The sequence below is a fragment of the Alloalcanivorax venustensis ISO4 genome, assembly GCF_015356855.1.
GTDB classification, from domain to species: Bacteria; Pseudomonadota; Gammaproteobacteria; order Pseudomonadales; family Alcanivoracaceae; genus Alloalcanivorax; species Alloalcanivorax venustensis.
Genome location: NZ_ARXR01000008.1, coordinates 1 through 25,926 on the forward strand (window position 1 = coordinate 1; position 25,926 = coordinate 25,926).

Annotated in this window: 20 protein-coding genes; 14 read left to right on the forward strand and 6 right to left on the reverse strand. The window is 65.9% G+C overall.

Annotated features, from left to right (window positions below; genetic code table 11):
• Positions 1–233 precede the first annotated feature (233 nt).
• Positions 234–1,664 (reverse strand): aldehyde dehydrogenase family protein, encoded by a 1,431-nt coding sequence (locus ISO4_RS06600; protein WP_194855606.1) that lies wholly within the window; start codon positions 1,662–1,664, stop codon positions 234–236.
• A 367-nt stretch (positions 1,665–2,031) separates the two neighbouring features.
• Between ISO4_RS06600 and ISO4_RS06605 the strand changes: the two genes are divergently transcribed.
• The 8 genes from ISO4_RS06605 to exaC all read left to right on the forward strand — a co-directional run bounded on the left by ISO4_RS06605 (position 2,032) and on the right by exaC (position 9,801).
• Entirely contained in the window at positions 2,032–2,820 is a 789-nt protein-coding gene (locus ISO4_RS06605; protein ID WP_194855607.1) for an SDR family NAD(P)-dependent oxidoreductase, read from the forward strand.
• Positions 2,821–3,007: 187 nt separating this feature from the next.
• Positions 3,008–3,814, forward strand: coding sequence for an IclR family transcriptional regulator (locus ISO4_RS06610; protein ID WP_142948351.1), 807 nt, complete (start codon positions 3,008–3,010; stop codon positions 3,812–3,814).
• Positions 3,815–3,823: 9 nt separating this feature from the next.
• The gene (locus tag ISO4_RS06615; protein ID WP_083209795.1) at positions 3,824–4,294 is read left to right on the forward strand and encodes a PaaI family thioesterase; all 471 of its coding nucleotides are present in this window, start codon (positions 3,824–3,826) and stop codon (positions 4,292–4,294) included.
• Positions 4,295–4,392: 98 nt separating this feature from the next.
• Positions 4,393–4,818 (forward strand): host attachment protein, encoded by a 426-nt coding sequence (locus ISO4_RS06620; RefSeq protein ID WP_194855608.1) that lies wholly within the window; start codon positions 4,393–4,395, stop codon positions 4,816–4,818.
• 110 nt (positions 4,819–4,928) lie between these two features.
• Positions 4,929–5,618: a response regulator gene (locus ISO4_RS06625; RefSeq protein WP_142948354.1), complete on the forward strand. Its 690-nt coding sequence runs from the start codon at positions 4,929–4,931 to the stop codon at positions 5,616–5,618.
• The gene (gene nosP, locus ISO4_RS06630) at positions 5,615–6,778 is read left to right on the forward strand and encodes a nitric oxide-sensing protein NosP (RefSeq protein WP_194855609.1); all 1,164 of its coding nucleotides are present in this window, start codon (positions 5,615–5,617) and stop codon (positions 6,776–6,778) included. The genes ISO4_RS06625 and nosP overlap by 4 nt, the downstream gene beginning before the upstream one ends.
• Positions 6,750–8,195, forward strand: coding sequence for an ATP-binding response regulator (locus tag ISO4_RS06635; RefSeq protein WP_228547969.1), 1,446 nt, complete (start codon positions 6,750–6,752; stop codon positions 8,193–8,195). The genes nosP and ISO4_RS06635 overlap by 29 nt, the downstream gene beginning before the upstream one ends.
• Positions 8,196–8,280: 85 nt before the next feature.
• Positions 8,281–9,801, forward strand: coding sequence for an acetaldehyde dehydrogenase ExaC (gene exaC / locus ISO4_RS06640; protein WP_142948356.1), 1,521 nt, complete (start codon positions 8,281–8,283; stop codon positions 9,799–9,801).
• A 100-nt stretch (positions 9,802–9,901) separates the two neighbouring features.
• Here the strand turns inward: exaC and ISO4_RS06645 are convergent, their stop codons facing one another.
• From ISO4_RS06645 to ISO4_RS06665, 5 genes are all read right to left on the reverse strand, one after another.
• Entirely contained in the window at positions 9,902–11,986 is a 2,085-nt protein-coding gene (locus ISO4_RS06645) for a TonB-dependent receptor family protein (protein ID WP_194855610.1), read from the reverse strand.
• 49 nt (positions 11,987–12,035) lie between these two features.
• Positions 12,036–12,575 (reverse strand): acyloxyacyl hydrolase, encoded by a 540-nt coding sequence (locus ISO4_RS06650; RefSeq protein WP_194855611.1) that lies wholly within the window; start codon positions 12,573–12,575, stop codon positions 12,036–12,038.
• 268 nt (positions 12,576–12,843) lie between these two features.
• Positions 12,844–14,274 carry an efflux transporter outer membrane subunit gene (locus ISO4_RS06655; protein WP_194855612.1) on the reverse strand — a complete coding sequence of 477 codons (1,431 nt, stop codon included), beginning with the start codon at positions 14,272–14,274 and terminating at the stop codon, positions 12,844–12,846.
• A complete protein-coding gene (locus ISO4_RS06660; RefSeq protein WP_194855613.1) occupies positions 14,271–17,423 on the reverse strand; it encodes an efflux RND transporter permease subunit in 3,153 nt (1,050 codons plus the stop codon). The genes ISO4_RS06655 and ISO4_RS06660 overlap by 4 nt, the downstream gene beginning before the upstream one ends.
• 12 nt (positions 17,424–17,435) lie before the next feature.
• A complete protein-coding gene (locus ISO4_RS06665) occupies positions 17,436–18,704 on the reverse strand; it encodes an efflux RND transporter periplasmic adaptor subunit (RefSeq protein WP_194855614.1) in 1,269 nt (422 codons plus the stop codon).
• A 124-nt stretch (positions 18,705–18,828) separates the two neighbouring features.
• On the opposite strand from ISO4_RS06665, the gene ISO4_RS06670 reads away from it, so the two are divergent.
• The 6 genes from ISO4_RS06670 (at position 18,829) to ISO4_RS06695 (ending at position 25,845) form a co-directional block, all read left to right on the forward strand.
• On the forward strand, positions 18,829–19,464 hold the full coding sequence (locus ISO4_RS06670) for a TetR family transcriptional regulator (protein ID WP_067610008.1): 636 nt from the start codon (positions 18,829–18,831) through the stop codon (positions 19,462–19,464).
• 110 nt (positions 19,465–19,574) lie between these two features.
• Positions 19,575–20,777 carry an acyl-CoA dehydrogenase family protein gene (locus tag ISO4_RS06675; RefSeq protein ID WP_194855615.1) on the forward strand — a complete coding sequence of 401 codons (1,203 nt, stop codon included), beginning with the start codon at positions 19,575–19,577 and terminating at the stop codon, positions 20,775–20,777.
• Positions 20,778–20,871: 94 nt separating this feature from the next.
• Positions 20,872–21,636, forward strand: a complete 765-nt coding sequence (locus tag ISO4_RS06680; protein WP_194855616.1) for an SDR family NAD(P)-dependent oxidoreductase — start codon at positions 20,872–20,874, stop codon at positions 21,634–21,636.
• 199 nt (positions 21,637–21,835) lie between these two features.
• Complete coding sequence (locus ISO4_RS06685) at positions 21,836–22,891, forward strand: phosphotransferase family protein (protein ID WP_194855617.1); 1,056 nt, start codon at positions 21,836–21,838, stop codon at positions 22,889–22,891.
• Positions 22,892–23,027: 136 nt separating this feature from the next.
• A complete protein-coding gene (surE, locus tag ISO4_RS06690) occupies positions 23,028–23,801 on the forward strand; it encodes a 5'/3'-nucleotidase SurE (RefSeq protein ID WP_267254087.1) in 774 nt (257 codons plus the stop codon).
• A 367-nt stretch (positions 23,802–24,168) separates the two neighbouring features.
• Positions 24,169–25,845 carry a long-chain fatty acid--CoA ligase gene (locus ISO4_RS06695; protein ID WP_194855619.1) on the forward strand — a complete coding sequence of 559 codons (1,677 nt, stop codon included), beginning with the start codon at positions 24,169–24,171 and terminating at the stop codon, positions 25,843–25,845.
• The last annotated feature ends 81 nt before the right edge of the window (positions 25,846–25,926 follow it).

A 25,926-nucleotide genomic window follows, 5' to 3' on the forward strand; every position in this document is an offset into this window, starting at 1 on the left:
CCCGATACCGGCGCTCCTTGGAAAATTCACCGCCGAGGGCGGCTACGAAGCGAGGTTTGTGGGAGCTTGCCTGCAAGCGAAAGGTCGGCATCAGCCGGCCGGCAGGATTCCAGAGACCTTGTTTGAGCTACCGTTAGACATGTCTCTGGCATCCTGCCGGGAGCTTCGCTCCCTTTCGCGGGCAGGGCCCGCTCCCACAAGGCCCGCCTTTACAGGCCAGGGAGCGGTGCGCTTCAGGCGCTGTAGAAGACGGACTTCACTTCGAGGAATTCCTCGAGGCCGTAAACGCCCCACTCGCGGCCCACACCGGAGTGCTTGTAACCGCCGAAGGGCGCCGGCGGATCCAGCTGCGCGCCGTTCAGATGCACCATGCCGGTCCGCAGACGGGCGGCCACCTTGGCGGCGTCCTCTTCGCTGGCACCGTACACATAGCCGGACAGGCCGTAGTCCGAATCGTTGGCGATCGCCACCGCGTCGTCCACGTCCTTATAGGGCAGCATCACCAGCACCGGCCCGAAGATCTCCTCGCGGGCGATCAGCATCTGGTTGTTCACCTCGCTGAACACCGTCGGCCGTGCGTAGAAACCGGTTTCCAGACCTTCCGGCTTGCCGGTACCGCCGCACACCAGCTTGGCGCCTTCTTCCTGACCCTTCTCGATCATCGACTGCACGCGCTTGAACTGGCGCTCGTTGGCGATCGGGCCGATCACCGTGTCCTTATCCGCCGGGTCGCCGACCTTCAGGCTCTCGCACACCTTGGCGGCGATCGCCTCGGCCTCGGCCAGCTTGTCCGCCGGCACCAGCATCCGCGACGGCGCGTTACAGCTCTGCCCGGTGTTGTTCATCATCGACGCCACACCGTGCTTCACCGCCTTCTCGAAATCCGCGTCCGGCAGAATGATATTGGCGGACTTGCCGCCCAGCTCCAGCGACACCTTCTTGAAGGTATCCGCCGCTTCCTTGCTCACCGACGCCCCGGCACGGGTGGAACCGGTCAGCGACACCACGTCCACGCGCGGATCGGAAGAGAGCATCGGGCCCACTTCCGCGCCGTCGCCGTAAATCATATTGAACACGCCCTTGGGCAGGCCCGCCTCGTCGATGATCTCCGCCAGCACATGGGCGGACAGCGGCGCGAACTCACTGGGCTTGAGCACCATGGTGCAGCCCGCCGCGATCGCCGGCGCCACCTTGCACATCACCTGGTTCATCGGCCAGTTCCACGGCGTGATCAACGCGCACACACCCGCCGGCTCACGGCGCACGGTGGCGCGGCCCAGCTTCTGCTCGAACGGAAACTCCCGTGCCGCGCCCAGCGTCGCCTTGGCGTGGCCCAGACCCATCGGCGCCTGCACCTTCGCCGCCAGCCCGTGACGGGGCGCGCCCATCTCCCGGCTGATCGCCTCCGCCATATCATCCAGACGCGACTGATAAATCCCCATGATCTTCTCAAGCATCGCCAGACGCTCTTCCAACGGCGTCGCCGCGAAACTCTCGAACGCATCCCGCGCCGCCTGAATCGCCGCGTCCACATCCGCCTTACCGGCCAGATACACCGTCCCCTCGGACGCCTCCGTGGCCGGATTGATCACCTCATGGGGCTTAGCGTCGCCGCTGGGCTTCACCCAACCGCCGTTAATATAGAACTGGTCCAGATGTTTCATGAAACACTCTCCCGAAAAACGAAACACAAAAAGTCGGCCGCAAGCTTCAAGCCGCCAAGCGGCAAGCTAGAACCAAACAACCGCACTTTGAAAGTCACAAGTTGAAAAACCAACCCAGGATGCCCCATCCCGAGTGAACGGGCCAGCAACCCAAGGCCACAGCAACGGCACCATCCACGCCTCTGGGATCCTGCCGGCCGGCAAGGCCGGCCTTTCGCTTGCAAGCAAGCTCCCACAAGTCGGGCCCCGCGCCGTGCTACGGAGTCCTGAGCCAGCTATTTAGTGAAACAGCATTCCAAAATCTTGACCCCCCGTCCAGCTCATGTCATCTTCCAAAAAAAGCACAAACAAACTCCAGGAGACCCCCATGCAGCGTTTCGACCAGCGCAACGTCCTGATCACCGGTGCCGGCAGCGGCATCGGCCGCGCCGCCGCCCGCCGCTTCGCCGAAGAGGGCGCCCGCCTGGTGCTGGTGGACCGCAACCAGGAAGGCCTGGAAGAGACCGCCGTCAACCTGCCCGAAGGCACGCAGGTCACCCTGCGCACCGTGGACGTCTCCGACGAACAGGCGGTCAACGCCCTGGTGGAAGAGGTGCTCGCCGCCCACGGCACCCTGCACGCCCTGGTTAACAACGCCGGCATCGCCGGCCGTGACTACTCCACCATCACCGACAGCGACACCGAAACCTGGCAGGCGATCCTGGGCGTCAACCTGATGGGGCCGATGTTCTTCATCCGCGCCGTGGGCAAGCACATGCAGGCCCAGGGTGGCGGCGCCATCGTCAATACCGCGTCGGTGGCCGGCATCCGCTCCGGCGCCGGCGGCAACGCCTACAGCGCCTCCAAGGCGGCGGTCATCAACCTGACCAAAACCGCCGCCTGCGATCTCGGCCAGTACAACGTGCGCGTCAACGCGGTCTGCCCCGGCCTGATCGAAACCGGCATGACCAAGCCGGTGTTCGATTACGCTCGCGACAACAACAAGGAACAGAAACTCGGTAGCCGCTGCGAATTGCGCCGCTACGGCCGCCCGGAAGAGATCGCCGCGGCCATGGCGTTCCTGGCCAGCGACGACGCCAGCTACATCACCGGCCAGGCGCTGGCGGTGGACGGTGGCAACACCGCCTCGCTCAACCTGCCGGGCATGAAACACTGAGCCTGTACAGGACGGCTTGGCCGAATGTAGAACGCCCGTGCCCTCCTAAGTGAAATGGGTTTTTGTTATATTTGCGGGCTTTATGCACAACTATAAAAGCGACGAATAAAAGCAACAGCGGGCCCGATGCTTGTAACTTGCGAGCCGGGACCCACTGATCCCGAAGCCTGAATCGAGGAAATGCCACATGCGACGAGCCGCTCTTGGAAAGGACGGGTCCGCGGATAAGGACCGTAATTTTGTCACCGCGCTGGCGCGCGGCCTGGAAATCCTGCGCTGTTTCGGTCCCTCCGACGAATACCTGGGCAACGCGGAACTGGCCAAACGCACCAGCATTCCCCGTCCCACCGTATCGCGGATGACCGCCACGCTGACCCAGCTCGGCTATTTGCGTTACGCCGAGAACCTGGAGAAATACCGGCTCGGCCCCGGCGTGCTGGATCTCGGCTACCGCTATCTGGCCAGCGAAGGGGTGCGCGACATCGCCCGGCCGTTCATGCAGGAGCTGTCCGACGCCACCGACTGCCTGGTGGCCATCGGCGCCCCGGACGGCGCGTCCATGACCTACATCCAGGTGTGCCAGGGCTCCGGCCCGCTGGTGCTGCGCCTGACCGTCGGTTCGCGCGTGGCGATCGGCACCTCCGCGGTGGGCCGCGCCTTTCTGGCGGCGTTGCCGCCCAAGGAGCGCGAGCCCTATTACGAAGCGATCCGCGCCCAGAACCCGGACGCCTGGCCGGACATCCAGCGCGGCCTGGAGCGCGCCTTCAAGGAGTACGAGCAGTACGGCTTCGTCACCTCCGACGGTGAATGGAACCGGGACGTGAGCGCCGTGGGCGTGCCGCTGATCCTGGATAACGGCGGTCAGGTAGTGCCGTTCAACTGCGGCGGTTCATCGCTGCGGCTGAGCCGCCGCATCCTGATCGAAAACCTCGGCCCGCGCCTCAAGGAAGTGGTCGAGCAGGTCCGGCAAATGGTGCAGGGCCGGGATATTTGAGGACAGTGAATGAGCAGCAGCAGTAGCGCCACGCCGGCGTCCGAATACACCATGGCCACGGCCACCGCCAAGTTCAGCCATGGTTTCCCGGCCCTGTTGGGGCTGGAATTTCTGGAATGGGAAGAGGGCAGGGTCGTGGTCGGCATGCAGGTCGACGAGCGCCACCTCAACCTGGGCCGCCGGGTACACGGTGGCGTGCTCGCCACCCTGCTGGACGTGGCCGGCGCCTGCGCCGGCACCTTCTGCCCCTACCCGGACCGGATCCGCAAGGCGCTCACCCTGTCCATGACCACCACCTTCACCGGCCAGGCCGGCCCCGGCTACATCCGCGCCATCGGCGTTAAACGGGCCGGCGGCAGCCGCATCTTCAACTCCACCGTGGAAGTGTACAGCGAGGACGACACCCTGCTGATCCTCGGCGAGGGCACCTTCCGGCTGCGCAGCGACTCTCAGGACCCGCGCGGCGCCCCCATCGCTTAAACCTCTTTTACACCAACGCGGCCGGTTCCGCTTGAAGGGCGCCTCCTTGACCCGCAATGCTGTGTTCAGGAACACAGTGATTGCCGAAAGGAGGCACCATGACTACTTATATCGTCGCCAGTAACGCCGCCCACGCCCGGGTGTTCGCCCACGAAGTGGGTACCTTCAAGGAAATCGACCAGCTCGATCACCCGGAAAGCCAGGCCCACGTGGGCGATCTGCGCACCGGCGGCAAAGGGTCCGAGGGCAGCGGCGCCCTGCACGGCAACCCGCGCGCCACCGGCAACCAGCAGGCGACCTCGGACAAACACGCTGCCTTCTTCGCCAAGGAAGTGGCCGAGTACATGAAACACAACCTGGAGCAGGGCCGCGCCGACCGCTTCATCCTGGTCGCCGAGCCCCGTTTTCTCGGCGCCGTGCGCGACAAGCTCGACCCCACCACCCGCGACGCGGTCAGCCGCGAAATCGACAAGGACCTGACCAAGCAGAGCGCGGACGACATCCGCAAAAAGCTGGCGCTGTGATGCGTCTACGACTTTAGGCGCATATTCACGCCACAGTGCCGCCGGGGCGCGTCCGGTCGTGGTAAATTCGGGGTTATGAGCCTGATAAGAATTCCAACGAGCCGATAACCATGTACCAGGTGCTGATCGCCGACGACCATCCCCTGTTCCGCGAGGCCATCGCCCGGGTGATCGACGATGGCTTCCCCGGCAGCACGCTGCTGGAGGCCTCCGACCTGGACTCCGCCCTGGCGGTGGCCGGCCGCCACGACGACCTGGATCTGGTGTTGCTGGACCTCAATATGCCCGGCATGCAGGGCCTCGGCGGCTTGGTGCGGCTGCGCAATTTGTTTCCCACCCTGCCGGCGGTGATCGTCTCCGCCGAGGAAGAGAAACGGGTGATCCTGCAGACCATCACCTACGGCGCGGTCGGGTTTATTACCAAGTCCACCCCCCGCAAGCAGATGATCCAGGCCCTGGAGCAGGTGCTGGCCGGCTCCATCTACCTGCCGGCGGACATCATCCGTGCCGGGTCCGGCGCCGGCGAAGAAAGCACCGCCGCGCGCCGCGAGCCGGAGGACCTTTCCGACGTGCTCGCCACGCTCACCCGCAAGCAGCTGCAGGTGTTCGAGCGCATGTCGCGCGGCGATTCCAACAAGGTGATCGCCTACCAGCTCAATATCGCCGAAAGCACCGTGAAGGCCCATGTGTCCGCGATCCTGCGCAAGCTCGGCGCCACCAACCGGGTGCAGGCGATTCTGTCCGCCGGCGACATCGACTTCGCCGCCTATCTGCGTGCCCCGAAGGTGCCGGAGCGATGAACGCGATCCCGCCCAGTGCCGTAATCACCGCGTTCAGCGACGCCCGCGACGAGCGGCTCGCCGCCCGTGACCTGGCGCAAAAGCTGCGCCACGACAATCTCGGCTGCGTGCTGTTTTTCTGCTCCATCGACTACCGGCTCGACCGCCTGGCCGGCGCCCTCGCCGAAGCGTTCGGCGACCTGCCGCTGTGCGGCTGCACCTCCGCCGGCGAGATCACCAGCCGCGGCTACGACAGCGGCACCATCGTCGCCATCGGCTTTGATCGCCGTTTCTTCTCGGTGGGCGCGCGCCTGATCGAGCGGCTCGACGGCTTCAGCCTGGCCGACGCCCAGCAGCTCACCGACAGCCTGCTGTGCGAGTGCCGCGCCGCGTCCGTGGCGCGGGTCGACGCCGACAACACCTTCGTGCTCACCCTGCTGGACGGCCTCTCGGTGAACGAAGAGCTGGTGCTCGCCACACTCAATTCGGCGCTCGGCAGCATTACCAGCCTGGGCGGATCCGCCGGTGACGACTACCGGCTGTCCGGCACCTACGTCTACAGCGACGGCGCCTTCCACAGCAACGCCGCCATGGTGCTGATGATCAACAGCGCGCTGGATTTCGAAGTGTTCAGCTTCCACCACCTGCGCCCGGCCACGGTGAAACTGGTGGTCACCGCCGCCGACGCCGAACGGCGCGTGGTCCAGGAGCTCAACGCGGAACCGGCGGCGGAAGCCTACGCCCGCCTGGTCGGCGTGCCGGTGGCGGAGCTGGACGACGTGGTGTTCGCCCGCTACCCGCTGGCCGTGCGCATCAACAACGACTACTACGCCCGCTCCATTCAGCGCGTCAACGACGACCTCAGCCTGTCGTTCTATTGCGCGGTGGAAAACGGCATCGTGCTCACCGCCATGCACACCGGCTCGATTCTCGACGAGCTGGACCAGACCCTCAGCGACATCGAAGAGCGCCTGGGCCCGGCCTGGGTGACCCTGGGCTGCGACTGCTGCCTGCGCCGTCAGGAGATCGAAGCGGACGGCACCGTCGACCAGGCCTCGGCGCTGCTGCGCCGGCACAGCGTGGTGGGCTTCAACACCTACGGCGAGCAATTCAACGGCATGCACATCAACCAGACCATGACGGGGGTGGCGATTGGCCGAAGACAACGCAGCCGACGGTGACAGCGCGTCCCCCTGGGATCTTCACGAAGCGCGCCTGATGGCGGAAAACGCCCGCCTGCGGCGTATTTGCGACGCCCTGATCGAACGGGTGGAAGAGAGCAACATGGCGCCCACCGCGCCCTACGCCGCCTTCCAGCACTCGGTGGTGCTGGCCGAGCAGGTGCGCGAGCGCACCCAGGCCCTGCGCGAAGCCAACCAGCAACTGCTGGACGAAATCGAAGAGCGCCGGCGGGTGGAATCGCGGCTGCGCGAAGCCACTGAAAAAGCCGAGCGCGCCAACATCTCCAAGACCAAGTTCGTGGCCGCCGTCAGCCACGACCTGATGCAGCCGCTCAACGCCGCGCGCCTGTTCACCAGCGCCCTGCAGGACCAGCCCGACCACAACACCCAATTCATGCTCAGCCACATCGACACCGCGCTGCTCGATCTGGAATCGCTGATCACCACCCTGGCCGACGCCTCCAAGCTGGACGCCGGCGTGGTCAGCGCCGAGCCCGGCGTGTTCCCGCTGCGCCGGCTGCTCGACGTGCTCGCCGAGGAGTACCGGCAGATGGCCGCCGCCAAGGGCTTGCGCCTGCGCTACGTGCCCAGCTCCGCAGTGGTGCGCTCCGACCCGCAGCTGCTCAGCCGGGTGATGCGCAACCTGCTCTCCAACGCGGTGCGCTACACCGATCGCGGCTCGATCCTGCTCGGCTGCCGCCGGCGCGGCGAGCGGGTGGAAGTGGTGGTGGCGGACACCGGCATCGGCATCGGCGACGATCAGATCGGCGATATTTTCCAGGAATTCAAACGCGGCGCCCGGGCGGTCAAATACCACGAACGGGGCCTCGGCCTGGGCCTGTCCATCGTCGAAAAAATCAGCCGCATCCTTGATCACCCCCTGACCGTGCGCTCGCGGGAAAACCGCGGCTCGCGCTTCGCTCTGCAGCTGCCACTGGCGCGGCTCAGCGCCGCCGAGGCCCGCGCCATGGAGCCGGCCGCCGACGCCGGACGCACCCTGGCCGGGCGCCGCGTCTGGGTGGTGGATAACGACCGCGCCATCTGTTCCGGCATGCGCACCCTGCTGGAACAATGGGGCTGCCGGGTGGCGGCGGCGGAATCCGTGCAGGCGCTGGCCGAACACCTGGACCCGCGCCGCGACCCGGCCGACGTGCTGCTGATGGACTACCACCTGGACCCGGGCGGCGACAACGGCATGACCGTCGCCGACGCCCTCAACCGGGACCGCCGCCGGGCCGGCGCCGAGGCGCTGCCGGTGATCATGCTCACCGCCGACCGCGGCCCCTACCTGAAACAGCGCTGCGCCCGCGACGGCCACACCCTGATCTACAAACCGGTCAAACCCATGAAGCTCAAACTGGCCCTGCAGCACACCCTCACGCGGGCGCCGTCGACCACCGGCCCCGCGACTAAATAAGGGGCTTTCTAGTACCGAAGTAGCATTCGGCCCACCCGGCATCGGCGCTAACCTCAAGGAAATACACGCCACGAGGTGTCCCGACATGATCTATCACAATCCCGGCAGCGAAGGCGCGGTGGTCGCCTTCAACGAACGCTACGAAAACTACATCGGCGGCCAGTGGGTGGCGCCGGTCAAAGGCCAGTACTTCGACAACGTCAGCCCGGTGAACGGCCGGGTGTTCTGCCAGATTCCCCGCTCCTCCGCCGAGGACATCGACCTGGCACTGGACGCCGCCCACCGCGCGGCGCCCGCCTGGGGCAAAACCTCCGCCGCCGAGCGCGGCAACCTGCTGCTCAAGATCGCCGACCGCATCGAGCAGAACCTGGAAGCCCTGGCGGTGGCGGAAACCTGGGACAACGGCAAAGCGGTGCGCGAAACCCTCAACGCCGACATCCCCCTGGCGGTGGATCACTTCCGCTACTTCGCCGGCTGCATCCGCGCCCAGGAAGGCACCGCCGCGGACATCGACGCCAACACCGTGGCCTATCACTTCCACGAGCCGCTGGGCGTGGTGGGGCAGATCATCCCCTGGAACTTTCCGATCCTGATGGCCACCTGGAAGCTGGCGCCGGCGCTGGCCGCCGGCAACTGCGTGGTGCTCAAGCCCGCCGAACAGACCCCGGCGTCGATCCTCAAGCTGATGGAGATCATCGGCGACCTGCTCCCCGAGGGCGTGCTCAACATCGTCAACGGCTACGGCGAGGAAGCCGGTCAGGCCCTGGCCAGCAGCAAGCGCATCGCCAAGATCGCCTTCACCGGCTCCACCCCGGTGGGCTCGCACATCCTCAAATGCGCGGCGGAAAACATCATTCCCTCCACCGTGGAGCTGGGCGGCAAATCCCCCAACATCTACTTCTCCGACATCATGAAGGCGGAGCCGGAATTCATCAGCAAAGCGGTGGAAGGCCTGGTGCTGGCATTCTTCAACCAGGGCGAAGTGTGCACCTGCCCGTCCCGGGCGCTGATCCAGGAAGACATGTACGACGAGTTCATGGCCATGGTGCTGGAACGCACCAAAACCATTAAGCGCGGCAACCCCCTGGACACCGACGTGCAGGTGGGCGCCCAGGCCTCCCAGGAGCAGTTCGACAAGATCATGTCCTACATGGAAGTGGCCCGCAGCGAAGGCGCCCAGTTCCTCACCGGCGGCGACAAGGAAACCCTGGACGGCGACCACGGCCAGGGCTATTACATCCAGCCCACGCTGCTCAAGGGCGACAACAAAATGCGCGTGTTTCAGGAGGAAATCTTCGGCCCGGTGGTCGCCGTCACCACCTTCAAGGACGAAGCGGAAGCCCTGGCCATCGCCAACGACACCGAGTTCGGCCTCGGCGCCGGCGTCTGGAGCCGCGATATGAACGTGGCCTTCCGCATGGGCCGGGGCATCCAGGCCGGCCGCGTCTGGACCAACTGCTACCACGCCTATCCGGCCCACGCCGCCTTCGGCGGCTACAAAAAATCCGGCATCGGCCGAGAGACCCATAAGATGATTCTGGATCACTATCAGCAGACCAAGAATCTGCTGGTCAGCTACGACATCAATCCGCTCGGCTTTTTCTGAACCGGCTCGGGAGAGCCGACCCGCTAAGGCTTGTGTTTGCCTTGACCCCTTTCCCCGCCCCATCCCCTGGGGCGGTTTTTTTTGGCTGCATCACCAAGACTTACCAGGCGTAGGAGGCGCCGGCGTAGAAGTGGCGGCCGGGGGCGGGCTCGAAGTAGCCGCGGTCAGCCGGGTCGGGCCGGTCGCTGTTGGCGTTGATGCGCAAGTTGCTGAAGTACTCTTCGTCGAACAGATTGTTGACCCCGGCGTGCAGGGTCAGCTCGCCGCTGTTCAGCCGCCACGCCTTGCCGCCGCGCAGGCCGGCCACCACGTAGTCGTCCACTTCCGTTTCGTTGGTGTTCTCGGCGAACACGTCGCTGCTGTACTGGGCGTTGGCGATCAGGAACAGGCCGTCCAGGCCGCGCCAGGCGGCTTCCGCGAACAAGTGGTGGCGGGGCAGGCCGGGCAGCCGGTTGCCGCTCACGTCCTGGTCCTGCTGGTCGTCGTAGAACCGCTGGAACTGGTAGTCGGAGTAGGTGTACGCGAGTGTCAGCGTCAGGGTGTCGGTGGTGAGGTGCTCCAGCATCAGCTCGGCGCCGTCGCGGCGGGTGCGCGCGGCGTTGTCGTAGAAGGTGCGCCCGCCCAGCTCGTAGGGGGTGATTTCGTCGCGCACCTCCACGCGGAACAGCGCCAGCTCGTAGAACAGCCGATCGCCCAGCTGGCCGCGACCGCCGATTTCCCGGTTCAGTGCTTTCTGCGGCTCCAGATCCGGGTTGAAGCCGCCGGCGCCGGAGGGGTTGGCGAGCTCGGTGAAGGTGGGCGTTTCGAAGGCGTTGCTGACCGTGGCGTAGACGCCGTGGCGGGGGTGGTAGCGCCAGTTCAGGCCGGCGCTGTAGCTGCTTTCGGTGAAGTCCTGGTCGCCGCTGTTGTCGCCGTCGGCGAGCAGGTCGTCGTCGATGTCCAGGCGCACCCGGTCGGCGCGGGCGCCCAGGGACAGGGTCAGGGTGTCGCTGAGGTCCGTGTCGGTCTGCACGAACACGCCGCCGGCGGTGGCGGTCTGGTCCTCGTCGGCGGTCAGGCCGGTGACCTGGCCGTCCGCGTTCACCGAGCGGCGCCCCCGGTCGTCGCGCTGCTGGTCCGCGTCCACGCCCACCAGGAAGCGGTGCGCCAGGCCGAACGCCTGCACCCGGTCCACGTACTCCAGGCGCACGCCGTAGAACAGCCGCTCATAGTCGATCAGGCTGCTGCCGGGGAACGGCAGTTGCTGGGTGAAATCGCGCTGCGTGACGAACGCGCGGGCACGCAGCTCGCCGCCCAGGCTGCGGTCCCGGTAGAGCACGCCGAGGCGCTGCTGGCTGACTTCCTGGCCGGCGTCCAGCAGGTTGGCAAAGCGCGTCGCCTGGTCCCGGTCCTGTTCCACCTGGGCGTGGGTCAGCCCGCCCGGGTCCTGGGCCGTCGGGGTGTCCATGGCGGTGAAAAAGAACTCGATGTCGCGGTGCTCGGAGAGCGCGCGGCCCACCCGCGAAGTGAGCAGATACTTCTCCATCTCGCTCTGCTCGCGCTGGCCCTGATAGCGCACGCCGGTGAGGCTCAGGTAGTGATGGTTGCCGCCGTCCGCGCCGCCCAGCTGCAGGTTGGTCTTGCGGAAGCCGTCGCTGCCGCCGGACACGCTGAAGCGCTGCGGGTAGACCAGGTCGGCGCCGCTGCGGGTGGTCATGTCCACCACGCCGCCGCTGGCGTTGCCGTACAGCACCGACGCCGGCCCGCGCAGTACGGTGATGGATTCCAGGGCGTCCAGGTCGATGGCGTCCACCTGGGACTGGCCGTCGGGCAGGGTTTCCGGAAAGCCGTCCACGTTGAGGCGCAGGCCGCGCACCCCGAACGGCGCCCGCGCGCCGAAGCCGCGGCTGGACAGGCGCAGACCCTGGGCGAAGTTGTAGCGGTTCTGCAGATAGAGGCCCGGCACCCGCGCCAGGCTTTCGTCCAGTTGCAGGCCGGGCTGGCCCTGCTGGGTTTGCCGGGCGTCCACCACCGTGGCGGCGCCGGGCAGATCGGCCAGGTCGCGCTCCAGGCGCGTGCCGCTCACGGTCACCGTGTCCAGCCGGTTGCCGCCGTCGGCCGGCGGTTGCTGGGCCGTCGCCAGCGCCGGGAAAACAGAAAGTAGAAGGGCGGTCAGGCGCAATGACGGGCGATCCGGATGGCCCATGGGCGAACTCCTTGTACGGCGTAGGGGCGGAAACGCCAGTGTGTTGGATCTAGAAGTTATAGGCCAGGGTCACCGACGCCAGATTCATCCCCGGGTTGGGCTTGTAGAGCCGCGAGTTGGAGGTGTGCTGGCCGCGCAGCCCCAGTGTCAGCCGGTTGATCGGCGTCCAGGCCAGCTCCGCGTGGCTGGTGAACTGCAGATTGCCGCCCATGTCGTCATCGTCGATCACGCTGTGGGTCATATAGGAAGGCTGCACGCCCACCAGCAGGAACAGGCGCCGGCTGGGCCAGTTGATGCGCACCACCGGGCCGACGATGTACACCTCGCTGCTGTTGGCCTCGCCGGCGGTGTCCTCGCCCTCCCAGCGCTCCACGCTCAGGTCCCAGTACGCCTGCACCCGGTCGGAGAAGAACGGCGCCACCGCATGCTCCTGCAGCCACGGCGACGGCCAGCGCCCGAACAGACTGTACAGGCGCAGGCCCTCGCCGCCGCCGGCGCGGACGCCCACGGTGGGGTCGGCATGGGCCGGTAGGTAAAGGGTCAATCCCAAAGCGATCAGACAAAGGCGCAAAATAAATGAAGGGTGCATGTCCGTTCCTAACCCAGCGCGGTGGTGGCAGGGGAGAGTGCTAAATGGCCTTGTGGGAGCTTGCCTTGCAAGCGAAAGGCCGGCTTTGCCGGCCGGCAGGATGCCAGAGAGGGTGTTGTTTCCCGTTAGAGATGTCTCTGGGATCCTGCCGGGAGCTTTGCTCCCTTTCGCGGGCGGGGCCCGCTCCCACAAGGCTCGTCCCCACCAGGCAAGCAAGAAGCTTGCCGGCAGGATGCCCGAGACGCTGTTCGATTATTGTTTTTATTTTTTAAGGGTTTCGGCCCGACAGCTGGATGGCGCGGTCGGGGAACACGCCGCCGCCCAGGGCCCGGTACAGGGTGATGCGGTTGGCCAGCTTCTGCAGGCGCACGGAAACCAGCTCCTGCTCCGCGCTCAGCAGCTCGCGGCGCGCGTCCAGCACCGCCAGGTAGTCGTCGGCGCCCTGTTCATAGCGGGCCTCCGCCAGGGCCAGACTGCGTCGGGTGGCGGTCACCAGCGCCTGTTGGGCCTGCTCCTGCTCGGTGAAGCTGCCGCGCGCCTGCAGCGCGTCGGAGACTTCCTGGAACGCGGTCTGGATGGTCTGCTCGTAGCGCGCCACGTTCTGGTCGCGGCGCACTTCCGCCACGTCCAGGTTGGCCCGGTTACGGCCGCCGCTGAAGATCGGCAGGGAGATGCTCGGCGAGAACGACCAGCTCTCCGAGCCGCTCTCGAACAGACCGGACAGCTCGCTGCTGGCGGTGCCGGCGGAGCCGGTCAGGGCGATGCGCGGGAAGAACGCCGCCCGCGCCGCGCCGATATTGGCGTTGGCCGCTTTCAGGCTGTACTCCGCCTGCTGGATATCCGGCCGCTGGCGCAGCACCGCCGAGGGCACCCCGGCGGGGATTTCCGGCAGCGCCGCCAGTTCCGTGTCCAGGTCCTCCGCCGGGCTGTCCGGCAGCGGCGGCAGCGGGGCGCCCACCAGCACCGCCAGGGCGTTGCGGTCCTGGGCCACCAGCCGTTTGAAGCGGGCCTGGTTGGCGCGCGCGGTTTCCAGCGCCACTTCCGCCTGGCGCACTTCCAATTCCGAGCCCAGGCCCAGATCGAAGCGGCCTTTCACCAGGTCCACGGATTCCTGCTGCGCTTCCACGGTCTCCCGGCTGATGCGCAGATTACGGCGGTCCGCCTGCAGCGTCAGGTAGGCGTTCGCCACCTCGGACACCAGGGTGATGTGGGCGCTGCGGCGCGCCTCCTCGGTGGCCAGATACTGCTGCAGCGCGGATTGCTTGAGGCTGCGCAGGCGGCCGAACAGGTCCACCTCGTAGGCGGCCACGCCCAGACCCACGCTGTACTGGGTCTGGATCTCGCTGTCGCCGGTCTGGCTCAGGTCCGCCGGCAGGCGCTGGCGGCTGCCGTCGCCGTCCACGGACAGCTCCGGGTAGAGCGCCGCGCCCTCGATGCGGTACTGAGCACGGGCCTCGGCCACGTCCAGCAGCGCCAGGCGCAGGTCCCGGTTGTTGCTCAGCGCGGTGCGGATCAACTGCTGCAGCTGCGGATCCTGGAACAGGGCTTCCCAGCCCGGCAGCACCAGTTGCTCGGCGATGCGTTCATCGTCGCCGGCGGTGGCGGGCACCGGTGAATCCGGCTGCTGGTAGTCCGGCGCCAGGGTGCAGCCGGCTACCGTCAGCGTGGCGAGCAGCGCGGTCAGGGCTTTACGGTTCATTCTCGCGTCTCCGTCGATGGGCTGCTGCCCGCACCGGCTTTCTTGCCGGTCAGCGGCACGCCGGACAACCTGCGCACCACCACGTAGAACAGCGGGATAAAGAAGATCGCCAGCACCGTGGCGGCGGTGATACCGCCGAACACGCCGGTACCGATGGCGTTACGCGCGCCGGAGCCGGCGCCGCTGCTCAGCATCAACGGCGTCACACCGAGGCCGAACGCCAGCGACGTCATCAGAATCGGACGCAACCGCATGCGGGTCGCTTCCAGGGTGGCGTCGAGCAGGGCGCGCCCCTGGTCCTCCAGATCCTTGGCGAATTCCGCGATCAGAATCGCGTTCTTCGCCGACAGGCCGATGGTGGTCAGCAGCCCCACCTGGAAGAAGACGTCGTTTTCCAGCCCGCGCAGGGTGGCGCCGAGCACCGCGCCGATAATGCCCAGCGGCACCACCAGCATCACCGCGAACGGAATCGACCAGCTCTCATAGAGCGCCGCCAGGCTCAGGAACACCACCAGCAGCGACAGCGCGTACAGCAGCGGTGCCTGGTTGCCGGACTGGCGCTCCTGGAACGACAGCCCGGTCCATTCGTAGCCGATGCCCGCCGGCAGGTCCGCCGCCAGCGATTCCATCGCCGCCATGGCGTCACCGGTACTGTAGCCGGCCGCCGCGTTGCCCTGGATGTTCATCGACGAGAGGCCGTTGTAGCGCTCCAGCTGCGGCGAGCCGTAAATCCACTCGCCACTGGCGAAGGCCGAGAACGGCACCATTTCGCCGGTGTCGTTGCGCACGTACCAGTCGCCGATGTCCTCGGGCAGCATGCGGAAGGGCGCGTCGCCCTGCACATAGACCCGTTTCACCCGGCCCCGGTCGACGAAGTCGTTGACGTAGCTGGAGCCCCAGGCCACCGCCAGGGTGTTGTTGATCTGCGACAGCGAGATGCCCATCGCCTGCGCTTCCGCGCGGTCCACGTTGAGCTTGTACTGGGGCGTATCCGCCAGGCCGTTGTGGCGCACGCCGGTCAACGCCGGGTGCTGATTGGCGGCCGCCAGCAGCTGGTCGCGGGCCTCGGACAGCGCCTCGTGGCCCAGCCCGGATTGATCCTGCAGCTGGAAGTTAAAGCCGTCGGAGGTGCCCAGCGCCGGAATCGACGGCGGGTTGAGGGCGAAGATCACCGCCTCGCGAATGGTCGAGAAGTAGCCCATGGCGCGCTGCACCACATGCTGCACGCCGTCCTCGGAGAGGTCCCGTTCCGACCAGTCCTTCAGGCGCACGAAGGCGATGCCCGAGTTCTGGCCCCGGCCGGCGAAGCTGAAGCCGGCCACGGTGAAGATCGATTCCACCGCGCCCTGTTCCTCATTGAGGAAGTAGTTCTCCATCTTCTTCAGCACTTCGATGGTCTGCCCCTGGGTGGAACCCACCGGCAGCTGCACCTGGGTCAGCATGATGCCCTGGTCTTCCTCGGGCAGGAACGCCGAGGGCAGGCGCATGAAGGCGAACGCCAGCACGCCGACAATCGCCACGTAGATCAGCAGGTAGCGGCCACGGCGGCCGAGGATCTTCTCCACCTTGCCCTGGTAGCCGCGGCTGGCGCGGTCGAAGTTACGGTTGAACCAGCCGAAGAAGCCCTTGGTTTTCTGATGGTCGGCGTGGATCGGCTTGAGCATGGTGGCGCACAGCGCCGGCGTCAGGATCAACGCCACCAGCACCGACAGCACCATGGCGGAGACAATGGTGATCGAGAACTGGCGGTAAATGGCGCCGGTGGAGCCGGGGAAGAACGCCATGGGAATAAACACCGCCGACAGCACCAGGGCGATGCCCACCAGCGCGCCGGTGATCTGGCCCATGGATTTGCGCGTCGCTTCCCGTGGCGAGAGGCCGTCCTCCACCATTACCCGTTCCACGTTCTCCACCACCACGATGGCGTCGTCCACCAACAGGCCGATGGCCAGCACCATGCCGAACATGGTCAGGGTGTTCACCGTGAAGCCGAACGCCAGCAGAATCGCGAAGGTGCCCAGCAACACCACCGGCACGGCGATGGTGGGGATCAGCGTGGCGCGGAAATTCTGCAGGAACAGGAACATCACCAGGAACACCAGGGCGATGCCTTCAAACAGGGTTTTCACCACCTCCATGATCGAGATTTCCACGAACGGGGTGGTGTCGTAGGGGTAGGAGACCTCGATGTTGTCCGGGAACAGCGGGCGCAGCTCTTCCAGCTTGGCGCGCACCGCCTCGGCGGTGTCCAGGGCGTTGGCGCCGGTCGCCAGGTTGATACCCAGGCCCGCCGCCGGCGAGCCGTTGAAGCGGCCCTGCACCTGATAGTTTTCCGAACCCAGCTCGACCCGGGCCACGTCACCCAGCAGCACCCGCGAGCCGTCGTCGTTGACGCGCAGCAGAATCTGCTTGAACTCGTCCGGGTCCTCCAGCCGCGTTTGCGCGATGATCGAGGCGTTCAGCTGCTGGCCTTCCACCGCCGGGGCGCCGCCCAGCTGGCCACCGGCCACCTGGTTGTTCTGCGCTTCCACCGCGGCGATAACGTCCGCCGGGGTCAGGTTGTACTGGTTCAGGTCGTCCGGGTTCAGCCAGATGCGCATCGCGTACTGCGAGCCGAACAGCTGGATCTGGCCCACGCCCTGCACCCGGCTCATCGGGTCCTGCACATTGGCGGCGACGAAGTCGGCCAGGTCCGAACGGCTCATGGAGCCGTCCTTGGAGTTGAACGCCATCACCATCAGGAACGAGTCCGAGGACTTGGTCACCTGCACACCCTGTTGCTGCACTTCCTGCGGCAGCAGCGGGGTGGCCAGCTGCAGCTTGTTCTGCACCTGCACCTGGGCGATGTCCGGGTTGGTGCCCGGCGCGAAGGTGATCGCGATCTGGGCGTTGCCCGCCGAATCACTGGTGGAGGTGATGTACAGCAGGTTGTCGATGCCGTTCATCTGCTGCTCGATCACCTGGGTGACCGAGTCTTCCACCACCTTCGCCGACGCCCCCGGGTAGGTGGCCTCGATGGTCACTTCCGGCGGCGCCACGGTGGGGTACTGCTCCACCGGCAGGTTGTAGATCGAAAGCACCCCGGCGAGCATCATCACGATGGCGATCACCCAGGCGAAAATCGGTCTGTCGATAAAAAAGCGTGCCATGATAATCCCCGATTACTGGTTGTCGCCGCCACCCGACTGGGTGCCGCTGGACGCCGGGTTTTCGCCGTCGAGCCCTTCCTGCTGCTCTTTCTGCTTCTGCTCCGGCGGGGTTTCGCCTTTCTCCATTTGCGGGCCGGCTTCGGCGTCTTCCTCGTCCACTTTCACCGGTTTTACGGTCATGCCCGGCTGGATCTTCTGCAGACCCTCCACCACCAATCGGTCGCCGCCGCTCAGCCCTTCGGCGATCAGCCAGCGGTTGCCCACCGCGCGCTCGGTGGTCACGTTGCGGCGCTCCACCTGGTCGTTCTCATTGATCACCATGGCCGTGGCCTGGCCGGTGGAGTCCCGGGCGATGCCTTTCTGCGGCACCAGAATCGCTTCGCTGCGCTCGCCCTCGGGCAGCTTGGCGCGCACGAACATGCCCGGCAGCAGGTCGCCGTCCGGGTTGGGGAACAGGGCCCGCAGGGTCACCGAGCCGGTGCTTTCTTCCACCGCGTATTCGGAGAACTGCAGCACGCCTTCTTCCTGATACTCGCTGCCGTCTTCCATCAGCAGGGTGACCCGGGCTTTGTCCTCGCCGACCTTTTCCAGCTCGCCGTTTTCCAGCGCCTGGCGCAGGCGGCGCAGCTCGCGGGCGGACTGGGTCAGGTCCACGTAGATCGGGTCCAGCTGACGAATGGTCGCCAGGGATTGCGCCTGGTTGGCGGTCACCAGCGCCCCGGCGGTCACCGTGGAACGGCCGATGCGGCCGCTGATCGGTGCTTCCAGGGTGGTGTAGTCCAGGTTGGTGCGGGCGCTGCTCAGCGCCGCCCGGGCCGCCGCCACCTGGGCCTCGTTTTCGCCCAGTGCCGCTTCCGCCTCGTCATACTCCTGCTGGCTCACCGCTTTCATATCCAGCAGCTTCTCGAACCGCTGGGCGCGCAGCCGGGTGGACTTCAGGGTCGCCTGGGCGCGCGCCAGCTCGGCCCGGGCGCTCTCCACATCCGCCTGGTAGAGGCTGTCGTCGATGCGGTAGAGCGGCTCGCCTTTTTCCACCAGCTGGCCTTCCTCGAACAGCCGCTCTTCGATGATGCCGTTGACCTGCGGGCGCACCTCGGCCACCTGGTGCGGGGTGGTGCGGCCGGGCAACTCGCTGGTGATGGTGAACGGCTCCGGTTCAACGGTGATAAAGCCGGCTTCCGGCGGCGGCCGGTCGCCGCCCGCCTGGTCGTCGCCGCCGCAGGCCGCGAGGGCGAGACTGAGAAATAGGGCAATCGGTAAAGCAACCGGAGCTGTGCGCATGGGAACCTCGGTTTTTCTATTAAAAGCGGATGGAAAAACAGCTTGGGAGTATACATACATTCAAAAACGTATGTATAGTGAATAAAGGATGAATCCTTAGCCACGAACGACCCAGGAGCAGCCGATGGCCAGGCGCACCAAGGCGGAAGCCCTCGAAACCCGCGAGCAGATCATCGATGCCGCCGAGCGCGTGTTTCACAAGAAAGGGGTGTCCCGCTCTTCCCTGAGTGACATCGCCGAGGAGGCGGGCGTCACCCGTGGTGCGATCTACTGGCACTTCAAGAACAAGCACGATGTCTTCGTCGCCATGACCGAACGGCACCGTCTGCCCATGGAGTCCCTCTCCCAACAGGCGGAAAGCCCGGACGAGACCGACCCGCTGGGCAAGCTCCGCGAGCTGCTGGTTTACGTGCTCCACGATACCGTGCGAGATCCGTGCCGGAAACGCGTGTTTGAAATTATCTTCCACAAATGCGAGTTCACCGCCCAGACCGACCCGCTCATGGCCCGCCAGCAGGAAACCTACCTGGACGGCTCGGACAAGATCCGCCGCACCCTCAATAACGCCATCGCCCAGGGCCAGCTGCCCGACACCCTCAACATCGAGCGTGCCATCACCATGTTGCACGTGCAGATGACCGGTATGCTCTACACCTGGCTGCTGATCCCCGACTCCTTCGATCTGGAAGCCGAGGCCGAACACTTCGTTGACTGCTACCTCGGCAGCCTGCGCGAATGCCCCTCCCTGTCCGGTCAGTAATTTCGGAACATCGTTCCGAAAAATTTGACGCGACCATCCGGTCATGCCACATTTCGGGGCCGATTCGAATGCCAGAATAAACACGAGATAACCTCGAGGAGAGCCCCCCGATGTTGCCCCTTTCCGACCGGGCCCAGGCCCTGTATGACCAGCTCGTCGCCTTCATGGACGCCCACGTGTATCCCGCCGAGGCCGTCTACGCCGAACAGCACGGCAACAGCGACGACCGCTGGACCCCGCCGCCGATCATCAAGGAACTGAAGAACAAGGCCAAAGCCGAAGGGCTCTGGAACCTGTTCCTGCCGGAAAGCGAGCACGGCGCCGGCCTCAGCAACTACGACTACGCCCACCTGTGTGAAGTGATGGGCCGCAGCGCCATCGCCCCGCAAATCTTCAACTGCGCGGCGCCGGACACCGGCAATATGGAAGTGCTGGCCCGCTACGGCACCCCGGAACAGCAGGAACAGTGGCTCAAGCCGCTGCTCAACGGCGAAATCCGCTCCTGCTTCTCGATGACCGAACCGGCGGTGGCCTCGTCCGACGCCACCAACATCTGCACCGAGATCAAGCGTGACGGCGACGACTACGTGATCAACGGCCGCAAATGGTGGTCCTCCGGCGCCATGTCCAGCGAGTGCAAGATCGCCATCGTGATGGGCAAGAGCGACCCGGACGCGCCGCGCCACCAGCAGCAGTCACAGATTCTGGTACCGCTGGACACCCCCGGCGTGAAGATCGAGCGCGCCCTGCACGTGTTCGGCTACGACCACGCCCCCAAGGGCCACGCGGAAATCACCTTCACCGACGTGCGGGTGCCGGCCAGCAACCTGATTCTCGGCGAAGGCCGCGGCTTCGAAATCGCCCAGGGCCGCCTGGGCCCGGGCCGTATCCACCACTGCATGCGCTCCATCGGCGTCGCCGAGCGCGCCCTGGAAGCCATGTGCAAGCGGGTGGAAGAGCGCGAAGCGTTCGGCCGCAAGCTGTCCCAGTTCGACTCGATCCGCAAGAACATCGCCCGCTCGCGCCTGGAGATCGAGCAGGCCCGGCTGATGACCCTGAAAGCGGCGCACATGATGGACACCGTCGGCAACAAGGTGGCCCGCCAGGAAATCGCCATGATCAAAGTGATCGCCCCGGAAATGGCCGCCAACGTGGTCGACCGCGCCATTCAGGTGCACGGCGCCCTGGGCGTCTGCCAGGACACCTTCCTGGCCAGCGCCTGGGCCAACCTGCGCACCCTGCGGCTGGCCGACGGCCCCGACGAAGTGCATCTGGACTCCATCGCCAAGCTGGAACTGGGCCGCTACCGATAAACCAGCTGCAAGCCACGAGCCGCAAGCTACAAGCCGGCACGGGGCCGCTTGCCGCTTGTAGCTTGAGGCTTGCAGCCCTCCGAAGGAGATCCCTATGAGCAAGCTCTTCGATCTGAAAGGCAAGGTCGCCCTGATCACCGGCTCCACCAAGGGCATCGGCAAGGCCATCGCCGAGGAAATGGCCGCCGCGGGCGCCAAGGTGGTGATCTCCAGCCGCAAGCCGGAGCCCTGCCACCAGGTCTGCGAGGCGATCAAGGCCGCCGGCGGCGAGGCCATCGCCGTGCCTTGCAACGTGGGCAAGAAAGACGACCTGATGAACCTGGTGGATGAGACCCTGGCCGCCTTCGGCCGCATTGATATTCTGGTCTGCAACGCCGCCACCAACCCGGTCTACGGTCCCACCTCCGAGCTCACCGACGAGGCCTGGGACAAGATCATGGACACCAACGCCAAGGGCACCTTCTGGCTGTGCAACCGGGTACTGCCGGAAATGGACAAGAACGGCGGCGGCAACGTGATTATTATTTCCAGCATCGCCGGCCTGCGCGGCAACGCCACCATCGGCACCTACGGCGTCTCCAAGGCCGCCGAAGCGGCCCTGGCGCGCAACCTGGCGGTGGAGTGGGGCCCGCGCAACATCCGCGTCAACAGCATCGCCCCCGGCCTGGTGCGCACCGACTTCGCCAAGGCGCTCACCGAGGACCCGGTGCGCCGCCAGCGCGCCGAAGAGCGCACCCCGGTGCGGCGCATCGGCGAGCCGGTGGACATCGCCGGCGTGGCGCTGTTCCTGGCCAGCCCGGCCAGCGCCTACGTCACCGGGCAGACCATCGTCGCCGACGGCGGCGAAACCATTTGTTAGCGACCGGCGTTATGGAACAGCTCTTGTGGGAGCGGGCCCTGCCCGCGAAAGGCCGGTAACGCCGGCCGGCAGGATACCAGAGGCTTTATAAAGCGGATTACCAACAAGGTCTCTGGAATCCTGCCGGGTGGCTTCGCCACCCTTTCGCGAGCAGGCTCGCTCCCACAGCGGCGCCGCGAACTTGATTCGAGGAAGAGTTATGGAAGGTCAACCGGAAATCGTCCCTGTGCTTGAGGCGCACCGCCTGGATGAGGCGCGTCTCGCCGAGTACCTGGAACAGCACAATCTGCTCGACGGCGCGCTCAAGGTGCGCCAGTTCCAGGGCGGGCAGTCCAACCCCACCTACTTGCTGCAGAGCGGCGACCGCGAGTACGTGCTGCGCAAGAAGCCGCCGGGCAAGGTGCTGCCGTCCGCCCACCAGGTGGACCGGGAATACCGCGTCATGAAGGCGCTCGGCGAACACAGCGAGGTGCCGGTGCCGGCCATGCACCTGCTGTGCGAAGACGATGACGTGATCGGCACCAGCTTCTACGTGATGGATTTCGTGCCCGGCCGGGTGTTCACCCAGCCGCAGCTGGAAGCCCTGCCCAAGGATCAGCGCGCCGACCTCTACAACGACAAGATCGACACCCTGGCCAAGCTGCACAGCGTCGACTACCAGGCCGCCGGCCTGGGCGATTTCGGCAAGCCCAAGGGCTACGTGGAGCGCCAGGTGAAACGCTGGAGCGCCCAGTACGAAGCCTCCAAGACCGATGAAATGCCGGCCATGGACAACCTGATGGCGTGGCTGGCGGACAATATTCCCCAGGACGACAGCGCCGCCATCGCCCACGGCGACTTCCGCCTCGGCAACCTGCTGGTGGATAACCGCACCCCCGACGTGGTGGCGGTGCTCGACTGGGAACTGGCCACCATCGGCCACCCGCTCGCCGACCTGGCCTACTGCTGCCTGCCGTACCACATGCCCCACGGCGTCAACGGTGTGCGCGGCCTCGACGGCCTGGACCTGCGCGCCCGCGGCATCCCCGACGAGCAGAGCCTGCTGCAGCGCTACTGCGAAGGCGCCGGCCGCGACGGCATCAACGACTGGCCGGTGTTCCTGGCCTTTGCCTTGTTCCGTTCCGCCGCTATTCTGCAAGGCGTTTACGCCCGCGCCCTGCAAGGCAACGCCAGCAACCGCAACGCCCTGGAAGTGGGCAAGCGGGCCGGGCTGATCGCCGAGCGCGGCTGGCAGATCGCAAGAACATACAAGTAACAGTGAACAGTGAACAGTTAAAAGTTGGGCGGCTCCGTGGCACGGCTACAGCGACGGAGCCGCCCCGCTATTCACTATTAACTGTTAACTATTAACTTTTTTTGGGGTTTATATGAAGCCGTTTGGCAGGATTTTGTTGACCAATGATGACGGCATCGACGCGCCGGGCCTGAAGGTCGCCGAGGACATCGCCGCGCAGCTCGCCGAGGAAGTCTGGGTGGTGGCGCCGGAGCACGACCAGAGCGGGGTGGGGCAGGGCATTTCCCTGCACACGCCGCTGCGGGTCTACCACCACGGCGAGCGGCGCTTCGCGGTGTCCGGCACGCCGGCGGACTGCGTGATGTTCGCCATGGCGGAATGGTTCGAGGAGGAGGCGCCGGATCTGGTGCTCTCCGGCGTCAACTGCGGCGCCAACCTGAGCGATTCGGTGATGTATTCGGGCACCGTCGGCGCGGTGCTCGCCGCCGCCCACCTGGGCCTGCCGGGCATCGCCCTGAGCCAGGCGTTCGTCGACCGCGCCGCCATCGATTACGCGCCCACCACCCGCTACGCCGCCGGTCTGATCCGCGAGCTGTGGGAAGCCGGCGCCGACCGCGACGGCTACCAGCGCGCCTGCTGGAACATCAACTTCCCCGACCTGCCGGTGGCGGAGCTGCGCGGCAGCCGCTTCACCCGGCAGATCGGCGGCGGCATCGCCGGGCCGCGCCTGGTGCACGGCACCGACGGCCGCGGGCTGGCCTACCACTGGCTGTCGTTCGAGCGCCGTCCGTCCAGCATCGACCACCCGCAATCCGACGTGGTCGCCCTGCGCGATGGGCACATCTCGGTGATGCCCCTGCAGCCCACCCGCTGCGATGACGTGCTGGCGGATGAATGCTTCCAGCAAGGCGACCGGCCTTTGCCCCGCTAAGGTAAGAGCGAAGCACCTTGTAGGAGCGGGCCCTGCCCGCGAAAGGCAAGCTCCGCTTGCCGGCAGGATCCCAGAGACCCAAGAAAGCGGGGCTCCGATGACGTCTCTGGAATATGGCCTCTGGCATCCTGCCGGGAGCTGCGCTCCCTTTCGCGGGCGGGGCCCGCTCCCACAGGATCCGCTTCCACGGGCCAAATGCGAAACCATATTCCAAAATAGTATTGACGCCCCAGGGGCGCCATGTCAGATTGACCGCTTGGTCAACTTCAGTATCGGTTATGTATCCGCGTTAACAAAAGCGCGGGTCAGGGTCCGGTACTGTCCGCGTCTCCGCGGGCCTTACAACAATTCAAGGGAGAGCACAGGCATGTTTGATCGGCATTTTGCCGTCTGGCCGGAGGGGCTGCCTCACCAGCTCAAGCTTCCGGAAACCAGCCTTTACAGCAACCTCGAAATTTCCGCTCTGCGCTACCCGGATGAGAACGCGATCATCTACTACGATGCGCCCATCACCTACCGGGAACTCAAGCAGCAGGTGGACGCCCTGGCCGGCGAACTGCAGCACCTGGGCGTGGAAAAAGGCGACCGGGTGATGCTGTTCATGCAGAACGCACCGCAGTTCATCATCGGTTACTACGCCATTCTGCGCGCCAACGCCATTGTCGTGCCGATCAACCCGATGAACCGCAGCGCCGAGCTCGAGCACTACCTGCAGGACACCCAGGCCTCCGTGTGTATCTGCAGCCAGGAAGTGTTCCCGCACATCGAGCCGCTGATCGGTCATGAGCGTCTGCGCCACGTGATCGTCGCCGCCTACAGCGACTACATTCACCCGCAGACCGACCTGGAGCTGCCCGCCGAAGTGGCCGCCCCGGCACAGCCGCTGACCACCGCCGGCACCATCGCCTGGGGCGACGCCCTGGGCGCCGGTCACCAGCCCGGTGAACTGCTGGTGGGCCCGGACGATCTGGCCGTGTTCCCCTACAGCTCCGGCACTACCGGCGCGCCCAAGGGCTGCATGCACACCCATCGCTCGGTGATGGCCACCTGCGTGCACGGCGCCGCCTGGCGCTCCGGCGGCGGCCGCGAGGGCGTGACCCTGTCGACGCTGCCGTATTTCCACGTCACCGGCATGCAGGGCGCCATGAACGGCCCCATCTTCCTGGGCTCCTGCATCGTGCTGATGACCCGCTGGGATCGCCGCACCGCGGCCAAGCTGATCGAGCGCTACCGGGTCACCAGCTGGACCAACATCGTCACCATGGCCATCGATCTGCTTTCCGACCCGGACGTGGAAAGCTTCGACCTCTCCAGCCTCGAGAACATCGGCGGCGGCGGGGCGGCCATGCCCGAAGCGGTGTCCGATAAGCTGTTCAAGCTTACCGGTCTGCGTTACATCGAAGGGTACGGCCTGTCCGAAACCATCGCCGCTACCCATATCAACCCCTCCGAAAAACCCAAAAAGCAGTGTCTGGGCATTCCGGTCTTTGACGTGGATTCACGGGTGATCGACGTGGACACCGGCAAGGAAATGGGCGTCGGCGAAGTGGGCGAGATCATCTCCCGCGGGCCGCAGATCTTCCAGGGTTACTGGAACCGCCCCTTGGAAACCCAGAAAGCCTTCATCGAAATCGACGGCGAACGTTTCTTCCGCACCGGCGACATGGGCTACTACGACGAAGAGGGCTACTTCTTCATCGTCGACCGGGTGAAACGCATGATCAATGCGTCCGGTTTTAAAGTTTGGCCCGCCGAGGTCGAAAGTCTTATGTACCGGCATCCCGCGATCCAGGAAAGCTGTGTCATCTCCGCACCCCACGAGCGCCGCGGCGAAACCGTGAAAGCCTGTGTGGTGCTGGCCGCCGACCACAAGGGCAAGGTCAGCGAAGACGAGATCATCGCCTGGTGCAAGGAACAGATGGCCGCCTACAAGGTGCCTCAGATCGTCGAGTTCCGCGATGAGCTGCCGCGCTCGCCCACCGGCAAGGTGATGTGGCGTGCGATGCAGGAAGAGGAATGGGCTGACCAGAAAAAAGAAGCCTGACAATTCCAAGAAATCCAAAAAACCTGAAACAACTTCCCGCAGTTCGACCGACGCGGATGGGACCTCGCCGCTCGCTGGGAG

What these genes read in the sequence shown, in the direction of transcription:
- ISO4_RS06680 (WP_194855616.1), top strand. Translation starts at nt 20,872, where the DNA reads ATGAGCAAGCTCTTCGATCTGAAAGGCAAGGTCGCCCTGATCACCGGC.
- ISO4_RS06600 (WP_194855606.1), bottom strand. Translation starts at nt 1,664, where the DNA reads ATGAAACATCTGGACCAGTTCTATATTAACGGCGGTTGGGTGAAGCCC.
- ISO4_RS06625 (WP_142948354.1), top strand. Translation starts at nt 4,929, where the DNA reads ATGTACCAGGTGCTGATCGCCGACGACCATCCCCTGTTCCGCGAGGCC.
- ISO4_RS06695 (WP_194855619.1), top strand. Translation starts at nt 24,169, where the DNA reads ATGTTTGATCGGCATTTTGCCGTCTGGCCGGAGGGGCTGCCTCACCAG.
- ISO4_RS06660 (WP_194855613.1), bottom strand. Translation starts at nt 17,423, where the DNA reads ATGGCACGCTTTTTTATCGACAGACCGATTTTCGCCTGGGTGATCGCC.
- ISO4_RS06675 (WP_194855615.1), top strand. Translation starts at nt 19,575, where the DNA reads ATGTTGCCCCTTTCCGACCGGGCCCAGGCCCTGTATGACCAGCTCGTC.
- ISO4_RS06670 (WP_067610008.1), top strand. Translation starts at nt 18,829, where the DNA reads ATGGCCAGGCGCACCAAGGCGGAAGCCCTCGAAACCCGCGAGCAGATC.
- ISO4_RS06615 (WP_083209795.1), top strand. Translation starts at nt 3,824, where the DNA reads ATGAGCAGCAGCAGTAGCGCCACGCCGGCGTCCGAATACACCATGGCC.
- ISO4_RS06685 (WP_194855617.1), top strand. Translation starts at nt 21,836, where the DNA reads ATGGAAGGTCAACCGGAAATCGTCCCTGTGCTTGAGGCGCACCGCCTG.
- ISO4_RS06645 (WP_194855610.1), bottom strand. Translation starts at nt 11,986, where the DNA reads ATGGGCCATCCGGATCGCCCGTCATTGCGCCTGACCGCCCTTCTACTT.
- ISO4_RS06655 (WP_194855612.1), bottom strand. Translation starts at nt 14,274, where the DNA reads ATGAACCGTAAAGCCCTGACCGCGCTGCTCGCCACGCTGACGGTAGCC.
- ISO4_RS06605 (WP_194855607.1), top strand. Translation starts at nt 2,032, where the DNA reads ATGCAGCGTTTCGACCAGCGCAACGTCCTGATCACCGGTGCCGGCAGC.
- nosP (WP_194855609.1), top strand. Translation starts at nt 5,615, where the DNA reads ATGAACGCGATCCCGCCCAGTGCCGTAATCACCGCGTTCAGCGACGCC.
- ISO4_RS06620 (WP_194855608.1), top strand. Translation starts at nt 4,393, where the DNA reads ATGACTACTTATATCGTCGCCAGTAACGCCGCCCACGCCCGGGTGTTC.
- ISO4_RS06650 (WP_194855611.1), bottom strand. Translation starts at nt 12,575, where the DNA reads ATGCACCCTTCATTTATTTTGCGCCTTTGTCTGATCGCTTTGGGATTG.
- exaC (WP_142948356.1), top strand. Translation starts at nt 8,281, where the DNA reads ATGATCTATCACAATCCCGGCAGCGAAGGCGCGGTGGTCGCCTTCAAC.
- ISO4_RS06610 (WP_142948351.1), top strand. Translation starts at nt 3,008, where the DNA reads ATGCGACGAGCCGCTCTTGGAAAGGACGGGTCCGCGGATAAGGACCGT.
- ISO4_RS06665 (WP_194855614.1), bottom strand. Translation starts at nt 18,704, where the DNA reads ATGCGCACAGCTCCGGTTGCTTTACCGATTGCCCTATTTCTCAGTCTC.